Origin of the sequence: Streptomyces sp. RPT161, assembly GCF_027533845.1 — a bacterium.
Lineage (GTDB): Bacteria > Actinomycetota > Actinomycetes > Streptomycetales > Streptomycetaceae > Streptantibioticus_A > Streptantibioticus_A silvisoli_A.
This window is the reverse complement of the sequence record NZ_JAPZVN010000016.1, coordinates 91,933-104,741: the sequence shown is the minus strand read 5'-3', so window position 1 is coordinate 104,741 and position 12,809 is coordinate 91,933. Positions and strand designations below refer to the sequence as shown.

Genomic DNA, 12,809 nt, shown 5'->3' with positions numbered 1-12,809 from the left:
CGCTACACATGGCCGACGACGGCCTCGGCCTGCTCACCGCGCTCGGAATCGAACGAGCTCACGTGGTCGGATCCTCGATGGGCGGCATGATCGCCCAGACGATGGCCATTACCCAGCCGGCGCGGGTGCTGACCTTGACGTCGATGATGTCCTCGACCGGCGAACCCGAATACGGACAGCCTAGCCCCGAGGCCCAGGCGGTGCTCTTCAGCCCAAAGCCAGCCGACCGTGAGGGATAGATTGCAGCGGCGGAGAGGGAACTGGTGTGGGCCTCCAAGCGCTACGGCGCCCCCGCGATCCTTCGTGAGCTCGCTGCCAACAGCTACGACCGCGCTTACTACCCAGCCGGAGTAGGGCGTCAACTCGGCGCGATGATCCTGGGTGGGTCACGCGCAGACGCACTCCGGAAGCTTCGGGTGCCGACCCTGGTGATCCACGGCCTGGATGACACGCTGATCGACCCCAGTGGTGGGAAACGCACCGCAGACCTGGTGCCCGGAGCGAAGCTCTTGTTGATTCCCAGCATGGGTCACGACCGCCCCCGTGAACTCTGGCCCGAGATCCTCGACGCTCTGGAAGCGCACTCCAACTGAGCGCTTCCCACCTTCTGCAAAAGGCGCCAGGCCGAGCTGATCGCGAGTCTTGCAACCTGGCGCCATCGGCATCTTCGTTGAGAAACCTCACTGGTTGACATTGCCGTTGATGGGGGCGCCGGTGACCGCGTCTACCAGGTAGGAGATGCCCGGGGCGTGCGGGTTGCTGCTGGGTAGTGTGACGGCCCAACAGGGTTGCCATTTCCCGTCGAGTTGGTAGGCGAGCAGGAAGGCGGTTTGTACTTTCCCAGGGTGTGCCGATGTGACCGTGGCGATGGCTTGTTCGCGGGTGATGCGTGCTGTGGGGAGTTCGGGGTCAGGGACGTTACGGGAGTTGTACTGGGCGATGTGTCCGCCCGGGTCGACCTCGATGTCCAGACGCATCGGCTCCAGAAGGCCATCGGCCTTGCGGTAGCGGCGGTACTCGACGATGCGCCGGGCGTTCTTGGGGTCGACCTTGTAGACCCGGACGGTGGTGTCTGGCAGGCTCCGGGGAAACCATTTACGCGCGAAGGCGTCGGCCGCTGCCTGAGCTTCGGCATCTGATCCGCCAGCGGTCGGCAGGGCGGAAATTCCGTTGGTGCCGTCGTGGAGTTGTCCGGAAGGCCACTCGATGGAGAATTGGCCCGTGTCGGTGGTGACGATCACCAGTTCCGGTGTTTCACGTAGCGCTGACTGATCTTGGATGTTGACCACCTTGGCTGACGGGCCGAAGAGGAGTTTTGCGTCCTGTGCCGCGAGGGCCCGCTGGTCGGTGGAGTGAGCCACGGTCAACGTGGAGTCGGCCCACATGGGGTTGATGGCCGCATGATGCACCAACGCGAGGGCGATGGCCCCTCCCGCAAGCGGGATGACGCTCCACACGGCCTCGCGCTTCGTCGGTACCGACAGGGACCGCTGTAGCACTTGCCATGCGCATCCGATCGCGACCCCGATCACCGCTCCCGTGGAGTTGGTGACGAAGTCCTGGGAGTCACAGGCTCGACCGATGTGTGGGATCAGCGCCTGCACGGTCTCGGTGGTGGCGGACAGGAGCCAGCAGGCAGCCACGACGTACAGAGGGTGTAGAAAGGCCAGGACGGCGAACAGCGCGACGGGGATGTACATGGCCACGTTCATCAGCCCCTGCTGATCAGCGAACGCGGCGGCGATGTCCTTGCTGTACGAACAGACGTGGGAGGACCCGGCATGGCGGCCGGTGGGATAAAGCGTTGCGGTGAACTCTCCCGCTAAGGAGACGGCGAACAGCACGGTGGGCCACACCGGCAGTGTGCGCCGTCGCGCGGCCCACCAGGCAAGCGAGCCAAGGATCACGGCCAAGATCAGAAAGACGGGTATCAGGCCGACGTTCGCTTTGAGAATTGCGCGGATCATTGCAGGGGCTTCCAGACGACGAAGGGTTGACCACACGCGGCCCGCACCCCCTGCACGAGAGTGCGGGCCGCACATGTCACTGCTTGGCTACTAGCACATGTACACCGGAGGCGTCTGGAAGTTGCCCTGGCCTCTTACCGCCAGGATGCCGACGACCTGAGCACAGCTGGGCAGGTACTGCTGGTACCACTCGTAGGACTTGGTCTGGCCGGACGACTGCGAGAACGTGCCCTGGTCGTAGTGCAGGCTGCTCCCGTCGTTGTACTCGAAGTCGGCCGAGATGGTGCCGCCGCCAGTCTTTGAGTACTGGTCGAGGACCTCGCTGGGGCTGGATCCGGCGTCGAGAACCGAAACGTACAGCGTGCCATTGCTCAGACTGGTGCAGGAGACGTAGTAGTCGCAGTTACCACCGGTGTTGGGCCGGGCAATGCCCTTGGGGCTGGCTGCCGGGATCTCCACGTGAGCGGTGCGGATGACCTGGTACTGCTTGGTGGCTGCGGGCGAAGGGCTGGCGGCCTGAGACGTACCGGCCATCGCGACGACGGACATAGCGGCTACCGCTAAAGCAGCGACACGAGTCCAAATGCGCATTGCGTCCTCCGTTGGGAAGCTGAAGGGACAATGCGCCACGCGAAGTTATCCGCGGCCAACCCCCCGTGGCGCTGATCAAAATCTTCTCCAGCGACCCTTCACTGCCTCTACACGTTTTTGGCCATGCCGTGAAGGTTGCGACGCGCCCGCTTCCGTAGCGTGATCATGCCAACATGAACCGCCCTTAAGGTCCCTTAAGGGCCTACTTGGTTGGCTTGATGGTGTCACGGTGCGTCGTGGTCAATGTCGCACATATTGCGAACACTTGACGCTTGCGTTTCATGGCAAGCGCCGGAATGCCCAGCTTTGAGGCGGTAGGTCAACACTGAGTGATCAGGATGATGTCCGGAGAAGGCTCTAGGCCACCCTAGTTGTTCCGCCCATGTGAGGGCGGCAGGTACGTGGCGCCGTCACGGCGGGTGAGCTTCCCTCGTCGAGGGGGGCCAACAGTGCAAGGGTGACCACAAGCGCGCCAGTGAACGGAGGGGTCGGCGTCGCGGTGGCGTTGGCGGATAGTCCTGTCCGGGGGAAGTTGAGCCCCCGGGTGCCTTGCGCCGCTCAACCGCTTCCGCTCATCGGCCACGATGACGCTGACCATCTCCGGCTCCTCCGCTGAACTCTTGCGCGGGTCGGGTGTTCCATCGTTGTCGCGACTCGTGCTCAGAAACGTCCCGAGACGTCCCCAAGGCGTCCACCGAGGCGGTACCGCCGTCCCGCACACCAGGCCAGCATCGTGCCGCCGGGCAGGCAGTCAGCATCAAGCTCTGGCCCCACTTTCATTCAACATCGGCACCGGAGTCCCTATGCTCGCCCCCATTTCAGAACTCCCCTGGAACGTACGCCTTACGGAGCACCCCCGACCGGAATCACCACTGACGACTCGCACAGACGTGGTGCAGACGGGGCTTTGCGTTGGAATGAGGGCCTTAGATGAGTTGCGCAAACTGCGCCGTCCGGTTGGGCCGGTGCTGTGTTGCATGACGGACCTGTTGGTTCACATCCCTGTGGAGGCTGGTTCCGCGTGGCGTTGGCATGCGCCGCAGGCTCCGTGCCGGTACGGCGATTTCTCTTGCTTGGTTCCTGGTCGCGAATGGCAGCTCCGCGAGTGCGTCCGCATCTGGTTGCTGCCGCACGACTCTTCCTTCGCTGTCACCGACAGCGCTGAACTGCACCACTCGCTTGCGTCAGTTCGCGCAGCGTGGGCCAGGGCGGCGTGATCCATCGCTGGAGGCAAACCAGTGACCCTGAGCGTATCCACGGTTCTCTTTCTGCTGATCATGGTGCTGTTGCTGGTCAAGCAGGGAGGCTTGAAATTGGGCCATGCGTTGGTGTGCATCCTGTTGGGTTTCTATCTCGCCAGCTCTTCGCTCGCTCCCACGATCCGCAGTCTGACGACCAACGTGACGCGCATGATTGGCCAGTTCCATCTGTAGACCCGCACGGGAACATGAGTCCGTTCTCCTTCCCCCTTTCAGTCGGGGAAGCCTCGACCATCCGTCCGTAGAGCGAGGACTTTCGATGATGCAGATACCGGGGGTGCTAGTGGCGTACCTGACAGGGGCCGCCACGGCCGCTCTTGGCGTGGCGCCGTTCCTGATTCGCAGTTGGCTGGGCCGGAGGGCTCAGGTTGAGCGCTCCGCGGCGGCGGAGGAGGAGAACGCCCACCTGACAAGTCTGTGGCAGGCCCTGGAGGACGAGGTCGGGCATTTAGCCAGTGCTCGCGTTCCGGATCTGGTGATGTCGTTGGCGCACCCGCGCGTGCCCGTCCGGGGTTTGCTGGATGACCGGTTCGCCGGAACGGATATCGAGCGTGCTCTGGGCTCGGTGCTGGAACAGGTTCGCGAGGCAGTCACCAAGGAGCGATTGCGCGTCGACTCCGCCGCTCGGGCTGCGATGCAGGGGACCACCAGCACGATCCAGGCCATGCTGTATCAAATGCAGAGCGCTCTGCAGCAGATGCAGGAGCGATACGACGACCCGTACATCGCGCAGGATCTGCTTGCCGCTGACTTCCTCAACGAGCAGACGCTGCGCCGGGTACAGGCCACAGCCGTGGTGTGCGGAGCGCCCTGGACAGGACTGATCCGCGAGGACTCCTACCTGGCCGACATCACGGTCGGTGCACGGTCACGGGTGCGGGGGTACGAGCGGGTTGAGGTCAGCAACCAACTGCGTGATCCAGTCGGTGTCGTGGCCCGCGCGGTGGAGCCGGTCGCCATCGCGATCGCCGAATTGCTGGCAAACGCGCTTCACCACTCGCACCCGGACCTTCCAGTCCAAGTCGCGCTACTGCAGGGCCACCAGGGCGCCTCGGTAGTCATCGATGATGCCGGGATCGGGATGCACCAGGAGGAGTTCCAGCGCGCGGAACGCCTGATGACCGCTCGGGCTCCGGTGCTGCTCACTGAGCTCGGTGACCCCCCGCGGATGGGATTCCCCGCGATCGGTCAGTTGGCGCACCAACACGGGTTCGCCGTCCGCGTCGAGCCCTCCCCGTACGGCGGTGTGCGAGCCATCGTGTACCTGCCGGGCGCCCTGCTCACGCGAATGGACCCCGGGTCCCAGCCCATGTCCGCGATGGCCCCACGCCCTCGCTCTGACACCGCCCCTGCACCTGCGCCCCCACCTGGAGGCGAGGGCCTGCCGCGGCGACGCCGACGTCAGCCCACCACAGCCCAGGCCCGACCGAGGCTTGTTGACACGGCCCCGGACCGTACTCCGGAGGAGGCAGGTCAGCGCTGGGCGGCGTTCCAGGCCGGTACTGAGTCGGGCCGGGCCGCCGCTGAGCCTGGCTCGCAGCAAGTAGAAGGGGACGCGACATCATGAACGCATTTCGGAAGGCGACTGAGGACAAGTCGTGGGTGCTCGGCCCGCTGTTGGAACTGCCACACGTGGTTCACGCCGCAGTGTTGTCTGGCGATGGTTTCATCGAAGGCCGCTCCCCGGACCTGGCGGAGGCGGACGCGGAAGGCGCGGCTGCGATGATGTCTGCTCTTCAGGGGGCCGCGCGCGCCACCACACAGGCTTTCTCCGGGAACCCGAAGCCCCGGCTGCGTCAGACCATCATCGAATCCGACGACGGTTACGTCTTCGTCATCCCCGCTGGCGGGAACGCGTATCTGGCCGTGTTCACCAGCCTGGAAGTCAACTTGGGGGTAGTGGCGCATCAGATGCAGATCCAGGTGAAGTCCCTGGGAGAGAAAGTCATGACCAGTTCGCCACGCGAGCCCGTTCGGGATGCCGCGGGATGACCGGCGGCAGGCACAGCAGACGGCTCGTGCCCGCCTACCTGGCAACCGGCGGGCGCGCTCACCCCAGCCGTAACCACCTCGACAGGCTCACCACGTTGCACGCCGCCTGCGAGGAGATACCGGTCGGCCTGTGCCCGGAGCAGCGTGGCGTGCTGGAACTGATCCAGCCCGGGGCCTTGCCGCTGGTCGATGCCGCCGCGTACCTGCGCCTGCCCGTCAGCATCGTCAAAGTCCTAGTGGCCGACCTCGTCAGCGCCGGGCTCTTGCACGCCCGCCCTCCTATCCCACAGGCCACCGGACCAGATCTCGAAACAATGGAGAAGGTTCTCGATGGACTCCGCGCGCTCAAGTCCTGACCCCAGATACCTGGCCGGGACCGATCAGGTCCTGATCAAACTTCTCATCGCCGGACCCTTCGCCGTCGGCAAGACCACGCTCATCCGAGCCATCTCCGAGATCGCGCCCCTGCACACCGAGGAAGTGATGACGCAGGCCGGTGCGCTGGTCGACCATCTGGCGGGAGTGAAGGACAAGACCACCACCACGGTGGCCATCGACTTCGGACGCCTCACTCTGCCCAACAACCTGGTGCTGTACCTGTTCGGGACGCCGGGCCAGCGACGGTTCCGCCTGCTATGGGAAGACATCGCTCAAGGAGCAGTCGGTGCTCTGGTCATGGTCGACACCCGCCGCCTGGAAGAGTCCTTCGAAGTAATGGACCTCATCGAGGAAGCGGGGCTGCGGTACGCCGTGGCCGTCAATCCCTTCCCCGAAGCGCCGACTTACGACGCGGACACGCTGCGGGACCACCTCGACCTGCACCCCGGCACCCCCCTGGTCCTGTGCGACGCCCGTAGCCGCGGGCAATCCCTCGACGCATTGATCGCGTTGGTCGAGCACGTCATCGCCCACATGCACATGGAGCCCGCGTGACAACTCAACAGCCGCCCAGCTGCCCGGCCCACGGCGACGCACCCCCTGTGGTACAGCTCTACGGCCCCCAGTTCGCCGCCGACCCTCAAGCCTTCTACGCGCACCTGCGGCTCTGCGGGCCACTCGCGCCGGTTGAGATCGCCCCCGGTGTCGACGCGCTCTTGGTCACCGGCCGCCAAACGGCGCTGGACCTGCTGCGCGACACCAGCACCTGGTCGAAAGACCCACGCCGGTGGCAGGCCACCATCCCACCAGACTCACCAGTGCTACCGATGCTGGCTTGGCGCCGTAACGTACTCTTCAGCGACGGCGAGGCCCATGCCCGCTACCGGCGCGTCATCGTCGATGCCTTCGACCTCGTCGAGCCCCACGAACTGCGGCTCCTGGTCCAACACTGCGCCGACCGGCTCATCCGCGAGTTCGGCGGCGCGGGCCACTGCGACCTGATTGCCCAATACGCTCGCAGCCTGCCGCTACTGATCTTCAACGCACTGTTCGGACTGCCCGACCACTACAGCGAGCGCCTTATCGCCGCGCTGGCCGGGATGCTCGAAGGCAACAGCCCCGAAGAGGCTGCCGAAGCCAACGCCGCCTACGGCCAGTACGTAAGGGAACTCGTCGCCCTCAAACGGCAACGGCGCGGAGATGACCTGACCTCCTGGTTCATGCACCACCCCGCAGGGCTCAGCCCAGAAGAACTCGTCGACCAGATCATCTTGACGATGGGGGCGGGGCACGAGCCCACCACCAACCTGATCGGCAACGCGCTGGGCCGCATGCTCTCCGACGACCGCTACTACAACAGCCTGGTCGGCGGGGCCTTGACCGCACAGGATGCCATCAACGAAGTCCTGTGGCGGGACCCGCCCATGGCCAACTACTCCGCCCACTACCCACTAAGGGACATCTACTTCCACGGCACCTGGATCCGCGCCGGACAACTCGTCTTGGTCTCCTACGCTGCCGCCAACACCCAGCCAGCCCATACCGCGCCCGGCCAGGCACGCTCAGGCGAGCGATCACACCTCGCCTGGGCGGCTGGGCCGCATGCCTGCCCGGTCAAGCAGCACGCTCTGCTCATCGCCACCACCGCGATCGAGCGACTTACCGGATGGCTGTCCAACATCGAACTCGCCGTGCCTTACGAGCAGTTGGTGTGGCGGCCTGGCTCCTTCCACCGGGCCCTCTCCGCCCTCCCCGCCCGCTTCACCCCTATCAGCCCCGACCAAACAGGAGCCACCCCATGGAACAGCAGCCCGTCGCCATCGACCCCACAGGCAGCGACATCCACGGCGAAGCAGGCCGCCTCCGCAAGCTCGGCCCCGCAGCCCTCGTAGAACTCCCCGGCGGCATCACCGCCTGGGCGGTCACCAGCCACCACTTGCTCAAGCAACTCCTGGCCGACCCGCAGGTCTCGAAGGACCCCCGGCAGCACTGGCCGGTCTGGCAGCGCGGCGAGATCACTCCCACCTCGTGGCTGCACCAGTGGATCGGCGTCACCAACATGTTCACTGCTTACGGCTCCGACCACCGACGGCTACGCAAACTCATCGCCCCTGCGTTTACAGCCCGCCGTACTGAGGCCCTCGCCCCACGCATCGAGGAGATCACGCACCAGTTACTCGATGCCATGACCACCGCCCCCACAGAACACCCTGTGGATCTCCGCACCGCCTTCGCCCACCCGTTGCCCATGCAGGTCATCTGCGAACTGTTCGGTATCCCGGACACCCTACGCGCTGACACCGCGCGCCTCGTCGAGGCCATCGTCACCGCCGCCGCGACCCCAGACCAGGCTGCTGCCACCTGGCATGAGATCCATGAGCTGCTCTCCGACCTAGTTGCCCTCAAGCGCACCAACCCCGGCAATGACATGACCAGTGTGCTGGTCGCCTCCCGCGACCAAGACGGCGACGCCCGCCTGAGCGACTCCGAGCTGATCGACACCCTGCTGCTGGTCATCGGTGCCGGTCACGAAACCACCGTCAACCTCATCGGCAATGCTGTCCATGCCCTACTCACGCACCCCAACCAACTCCGTCTGCTGCGTGCAGGAACGGCGTCGTGGAGCGACGTCATCGAAGAGACCTTGCGATGGGCACCCAGCATCGCCAGCCTGCCATTGCGCTTCGCCGTCGAAGACATCCCCATCCCCGACGGTCCCACAATCCGAAAGGGAGAGGCGATCCTGCCTGCTTACGCCGCCGCCGGGCGTGACCCCGCCCATCACGCACCTGACGCAGACCAGTTCAACATCAGCCGCCCTCACACTGACCACCTGGCATTCGGCCACGGCGTCCACCACTGCCTCGGCGCGCCCCTGGCTCGTCTGGAGGCCCGCATCGCGCTTCCCGCGCTCTTCGACCGCTTCCCCGATCTTCAACTCGCCATCGACGCTGAACGGCTCCAGCCGGTCGAGTCATTCATCGCCCATGGCCTGCGTGCCCTGCCGATCCACCTTGCGCCCAGGACGTAGGTCGATCCGCGGTCGGCACTCGGCCGCGGTACGACGAGGCGCCTCATGCCCGATGTACGCCTGAATCGTCTGAAGCGAACGCGACCAGGCATCGATGGCGCCCAGCACTCGGAAGGACTCAGACACATGCGCCCCGACCTACTCGCCTTCACCGGATTTTCCAAAGCAAGGAGAGTCCACGTGCAAGGTCACCCGCCGACGGGTCAGCGGCGTCGCTCTCTTCCTGAACGAGTCCGGGAAGGTCCTGCTGGTCAAGCCGAACGACACGTGCGACGACGGGTGGACCCTGCCGGGCGGCGGAACATACGCGAGCGAGACACCGCACGAAGCGGCACGCCGTGGGGTCCGCGAGCAGACCGGTCTGACACTGTCCGGGATCGAACTGCTGGCAGTCGACTCCACGCCAACCAACCGGAAACAGGACGCGGTCGAAGGGATCACCTTCGTCTTCCGCGGCTGGACCATTCCACGCACGGGGGAGAGCGCACTGCAGGAAGCGGAACTGGACGCCTACGGGTTCGTCCCACTCGCCCGGCTCAGCAACTACGTCAGGCCGTGCCAAGAGCGGCGAATCCGAGCCGCCACCGCAGCCGCCAAGACGGGAAGGACCGCTTACTTGGTCTGGGGCCAGCCAGCTGTGTAGTCGCTCCACACGCGAATCGGGAGGCAGTATGCCACTTCACGAGAACACTATCGGCGCACATCTGCCGTTCGAGCGAGGCGAGTTGGTGCACGTCCTCCACCGCCACGAGCCCAAGGGCGGCGTTCAGATGTTCTCCTGCGTCCTGCCTCACCAAGGCGCCGTCACCGCGGCTGAGCCCGACATATGTGAGCGCCGGCAATGGCGCCCCTTCACGGAACTGCTTGAGACCGTCGGTGATAACACCAAAGCGTCACCAGGCGGCATTGGAGCGGGACGGACGTCTACCACCAGGAGGTGGACTTCGTGAGCGGCCGGACGCAGCCAGCCGAACTCCCTGCGGAATTACGGCCGTGGGTGTACCAGATGGTCGGCGAATATGTGGGGTGCTGGCACTCTTCGTCGAAGCAGGACGCCTCCCGTGCGTGGCGGATTCTGCGTTCAAGCGGGACCAGCTACTTCGTCAAGGTTCTGCCGAACCCGGCGTTCTTTCACCGTGAGGTCTTCGCCCTTCGCCGCGTCGTTTCGGTCCTTGGACAAGGACAGGCACCGCGATTGGTCGCTGCTAACGCCCACCTCTGCGCCGTGGTCACCACAGGTCTGCGGGGAGCGGTGGCCTCAACTCTGAGCCTCTCGCACACTGATGAGTATGCCCTGCACCGTCAGGCCGGTCAGCTGATCCGTCGGCTGCACGATGCCACGCCGACGTCGGCTCTCCCCAAAGCACCAGCGAGTACTTTCATCCACCACGCCGTTACCACGCTGGAGATCCTTCTGCAGCGCGTCTCAAGGCTCCTGTCCGATGATGAGGAGGCCCTGATTCGCAAGCTCGCTGCTGTCCTGGCTGGTCCAGAAATGAGCCAACTCCCCACTGCTTACTGCCACGGTGACAACCGGCCCCGCAACTGGTCGTGGCACAACTCCCAGAAGTCAGTCGCCCTGCTCAATTTCGAGTGCTGTGAGAAGAACCTGCGTTTACGTGACACCGTCCGACTCGCCTACGGGCCGTGGATCCACCGCGATGACCTTCGCGAGGCGTATCTGGACGGATACGGCCAGGATCTGACCGACGTCGAGCGCGCCGCGCTTCCGGCTTTCGCAGCTCTGGATGCGCTCAACAGGCTGCGATTCGGCCACGTCGCGCTGGACACCGAAGCCATCTTGCGAGCACGCGTCGCCCTCGCCCACCTCATGGAAGAAAGCAGTCACGCATGATCCCGCGCAACGCCCGTCGAGACCACTGTCCGCGCGACCTGGCGTTACCTACACTGCCCGGTGTGGGACTCGAAGGATGGGCAACGCATATCGCGGAGTCCCAGCTCGCGGATGCTCTGCCACGGCGCTGGGCACACACCCAAGGGGTGGCGGAGCGTGCCCGTTCGCTGGAACCCGTCGCGGGGGAGTCCGCCGACTTGCTTGTCGCCGCGGCATGGCTGCACGACGTGGGATACGCGCCGCCGCGGGTGGTCACCGGGTTCCATCCCCTGGACGGGGCTCGGTACCTGCGGGACGTTCACGCGTCGCACGAGCTGCTGGTTCGGCTGGTGGCCAACCATTCGTATGCGCTGCTGGAGGCCGAGGAGCGGGGGCTGCGCGAGGATCTGGAGGGCGAGTTCCCCTTGGTGGATGACCGGTTCCTTGTGGACGCCCTGGTCTACTGCGACATGACGACGACGCCGGACGGAAAGCGGACGTCCTCCGAGGAGCGTGTCGCCGAGATCATCAGCCGGTACGGCACCGACAGCGTCGTGGGGCGGTTCATCCGTCGCGCCCTACCCGCTATCCACGCCAGTGTCGCCAGGGTGCAAGCACGGGTGGATGCGGCATAGGTTCGCGGGCCGCGTTCCTCAGCCCAAGTAGGGGTAGGTTCCGCTCAGGTAGTCGCCGATCTGTTGGCGCATGCTCGGGTGGATGTCATAGTGGTCGAGGTCTTCCGGCCGTACCCAACGAACGCCGTCCGCCTCGTCGTTGACAGTCGGCTCCCCGCCAATCGGCCGTCCGATGTAGGCGACTTCGAACTGCTGCCGGACTTCCCCATCGGTGTAGGCAACGATGTGCTTGGGCTCGGAGTACACCCCGAGCAGTCCAGTGATCTCGGCGAGGATTCCGGTCTCCTCCTCGCATTCGCGGAGCGCACATTGAGCCGCGCTTTCGCCAATATCCTGCGCGCCGCCGGGAAGAGCCCACTGCCCGGTGTCCCGGCGGCGCTGCAGGAGGATGGCTCCTTCGCCGTTGACCACCAGGAGGTTGCTGGCGGGGATCAGGCTGTTGGCCTTCGGGGCCGATCGATCGTGGTAGTACTCAATCCTGCCCACGGTGCTGTTTCTCCTATCGCTCGGCTGCCCAGGGGCGTGCGGTCTCCCAGACGGCGTCGAAGCTGGCCATGTAGTGGTCGAACCATCCACTGCCATCAAGGCGTTGGAGATGGAGCAGTGGGTTGGCGCTGGCAGGCTGGCCCCAGATGTGAGGGTTGACCATGAGAATGTCGTCGTAGCGGAACAGCGAGTTGTACAGCGTCGTGTCGTGCAGCCGCACCTCGCATCTAGGTACGCCAGGGAGTTTCCGATAGTACGTCAGGGAGGCTCTGATCTTGGCGGCGAGCGTACCGCCAAGACCCTCTTCAGCATCGCGGATGGCAACTGGCCGATGCCGGGGGCCATGGCAGTAGCGCCGTGATGCCTTGGGCGCTGGGCGGCTTGGGGGCGATCGTCGCCGCGGGCGCCATTGTCGGGTTCTTCGTCCGGCGGCGTACCGCCCGAACCAGCTGAGTGCCGCTGCTCAACACAGCGCCGTGGCTTCAATCAACGCCAGAGAGTACTCGCGTTGTCCGTACGGACAGCGTATGGGCTGGCCCCCCAACTGATCTGGGTTTGCTGAAGGTGGCGCCTGTCCTGACCTGCTAATACGTACCGGTAAGAGGCCAAAACTCGGCTTCCGCTGCCCGATCCCCT

General features: G+C 65.2%; 14 protein-coding genes and 1 pseudogene. 11 read left to right on the top strand and 4 right to left on the bottom strand.

Annotation, left to right across the window (positions count from 1 at the left end; translation table 11 throughout):
* Positions 1 to 8 precede the first annotated feature (8 nt).
* A pseudogene (locus O5O46_RS26160) lies at positions 9 to 593 on the top strand (alpha/beta fold hydrolase); the annotation flags it as partial.
* Between the two features lie 87 nt (positions 594 to 680).
* On the opposite strand, the gene O5O46_RS26155 reads toward O5O46_RS26160, so the two are convergent.
* Together O5O46_RS26155 and O5O46_RS26150 are read right to left on the bottom strand one after the other, a co-directional pair.
* Entirely contained in the window at positions 681 to 1,967 is a 1,287-nt protein-coding gene (locus O5O46_RS26155) for a VanZ family protein (protein WP_269858034.1), read from the bottom strand.
* Positions 1,968 to 2,057: 90 nt separating this feature from the next.
* On the bottom strand, positions 2,058 to 2,516 hold the full coding sequence (locus O5O46_RS26150) for a hypothetical protein (RefSeq protein ID WP_269858033.1): 459 nt from the start codon (positions 2,514 to 2,516) through the stop codon (positions 2,058 to 2,060).
* A gap of 1,280 nt (positions 2,517 to 3,796) precedes the next feature.
* Here O5O46_RS26150 and O5O46_RS26145 point away from each other — a divergent pair.
* The 10 genes from O5O46_RS26145 to O5O46_RS26100 all read left to right on the top strand — a co-directional run bounded on the left by O5O46_RS26145 (position 3,797) and on the right by O5O46_RS26100 (position 11,687).
* Positions 3,797 to 3,991, top strand: a complete 195-nt coding sequence (locus O5O46_RS26145; protein ID WP_269858032.1) for a hypothetical protein — start codon at positions 3,797 to 3,799, stop codon at positions 3,989 to 3,991.
* 85 nt (positions 3,992 to 4,076) lie between these two features.
* Positions 4,077 to 5,384 (top strand): sensor histidine kinase, encoded by a 1,308-nt coding sequence (locus tag O5O46_RS26140; RefSeq protein WP_269858031.1) that lies wholly within the window; start codon positions 4,077 to 4,079, stop codon positions 5,382 to 5,384.
* Positions 5,381 to 5,809, top strand: a complete 429-nt coding sequence (locus tag O5O46_RS26135; protein ID WP_269858030.1) for a roadblock/LC7 domain-containing protein — start codon at positions 5,381 to 5,383, stop codon at positions 5,807 to 5,809. Before O5O46_RS26140 ends, O5O46_RS26135 begins: the two co-directional genes overlap by 4 nt.
* Positions 5,806 to 6,165, top strand: a complete 360-nt coding sequence (locus O5O46_RS26130; RefSeq protein ID WP_269858029.1) for a DUF742 domain-containing protein — start codon at positions 5,806 to 5,808, stop codon at positions 6,163 to 6,165. Before O5O46_RS26135 ends, O5O46_RS26130 begins: the two co-directional genes overlap by 4 nt.
* On the top strand, positions 6,140 to 6,742 hold the full coding sequence (locus O5O46_RS26125; RefSeq protein ID WP_269858028.1) for a GTP-binding protein: 603 nt from the start codon (positions 6,140 to 6,142) through the stop codon (positions 6,740 to 6,742). Before O5O46_RS26130 ends, O5O46_RS26125 begins: the two co-directional genes overlap by 26 nt.
* Positions 6,739 to 8,079, top strand: a complete 1,341-nt coding sequence (locus O5O46_RS26120) for a cytochrome P450 (RefSeq protein WP_269858027.1) — start codon at positions 6,739 to 6,741, stop codon at positions 8,077 to 8,079. Before O5O46_RS26125 ends, O5O46_RS26120 begins: the two co-directional genes overlap by 4 nt.
* A complete protein-coding gene (locus O5O46_RS26115) occupies positions 7,986 to 9,218 on the top strand; it encodes a cytochrome P450 family protein (protein WP_269858026.1) in 1,233 nt (410 codons plus the stop codon). The genes O5O46_RS26120 and O5O46_RS26115 overlap by 94 nt, the downstream gene beginning before the upstream one ends.
* Positions 9,219 to 9,312: 94 nt before the next feature.
* Positions 9,313 to 9,861, top strand: a complete 549-nt coding sequence (locus O5O46_RS26110; RefSeq protein WP_269858025.1) for an NUDIX domain-containing protein — start codon at positions 9,313 to 9,315, stop codon at positions 9,859 to 9,861.
* A gap of 294 nt (positions 9,862 to 10,155) precedes the next feature.
* Positions 10,156 to 11,073, top strand: a complete 918-nt coding sequence (locus O5O46_RS26105; protein ID WP_269858024.1) for an aminoglycoside phosphotransferase family protein — start codon at positions 10,156 to 10,158, stop codon at positions 11,071 to 11,073.
* A gap of 62 nt (positions 11,074 to 11,135) precedes the next feature.
* Positions 11,136 to 11,687, top strand: a complete 552-nt coding sequence (locus O5O46_RS26100) for an HD domain-containing protein (protein WP_269858023.1) — start codon at positions 11,136 to 11,138, stop codon at positions 11,685 to 11,687.
* Positions 11,688 to 11,705: 18 nt separating this feature from the next.
* Here O5O46_RS26100 and O5O46_RS26095 read toward each other — a convergent pair whose 3' ends face one another.
* Together O5O46_RS26095 and O5O46_RS26090 are read right to left on the bottom strand one after the other, a co-directional pair.
* Positions 11,706 to 12,173 carry an NUDIX hydrolase gene (locus O5O46_RS26095; RefSeq protein ID WP_269858022.1) on the bottom strand — a complete coding sequence of 156 codons (468 nt, stop codon included), beginning with the start codon at positions 12,171 to 12,173 and terminating at the stop codon, positions 11,706 to 11,708.
* A gap of 13 nt (positions 12,174 to 12,186) precedes the next feature.
* Positions 12,187 to 12,393, bottom strand: a complete 207-nt coding sequence (locus tag O5O46_RS26090; RefSeq protein WP_443072624.1) for a hypothetical protein — start codon at positions 12,391 to 12,393, stop codon at positions 12,187 to 12,189.
* Positions 12,394 to 12,809 lie beyond the last annotated feature (416 nt).

Bases quoted from the DNA above. Each gene is read 5' to 3' on its own strand.
- O5O46_RS26155 (WP_269858034.1), bottom strand. From the start codon at position 1,967: ATGATCCGCGCAATTCTCAAAGCGAACGTCGGCCTGATACCCGTCTTT.
- O5O46_RS26110 (WP_269858025.1), top strand. From the start codon at position 9,313: ATGGCGCCCAGCACTCGGAAGGACTCAGACACATGCGCCCCGACCTAC.
- O5O46_RS26115 (WP_269858026.1), top strand. From the start codon at position 7,986: ATGGAACAGCAGCCCGTCGCCATCGACCCCACAGGCAGCGACATCCAC.
- O5O46_RS26130 (WP_269858029.1), top strand. From the start codon at position 5,806: ATGACCGGCGGCAGGCACAGCAGACGGCTCGTGCCCGCCTACCTGGCA.
- O5O46_RS26150 (WP_269858033.1), bottom strand. From the start codon at position 2,516: ATGTCCGTCGTCGCGATGGCCGGTACGTCTCAGGCCGCCAGCCCTTCG.
- O5O46_RS26140 (WP_269858031.1), top strand. From the start codon at position 4,077: ATGATGCAGATACCGGGGGTGCTAGTGGCGTACCTGACAGGGGCCGCC.
- O5O46_RS26135 (WP_269858030.1), top strand. From the start codon at position 5,381: ATGAACGCATTTCGGAAGGCGACTGAGGACAAGTCGTGGGTGCTCGGC.
- O5O46_RS26125 (WP_269858028.1), top strand. From the start codon at position 6,140: ATGGACTCCGCGCGCTCAAGTCCTGACCCCAGATACCTGGCCGGGACC.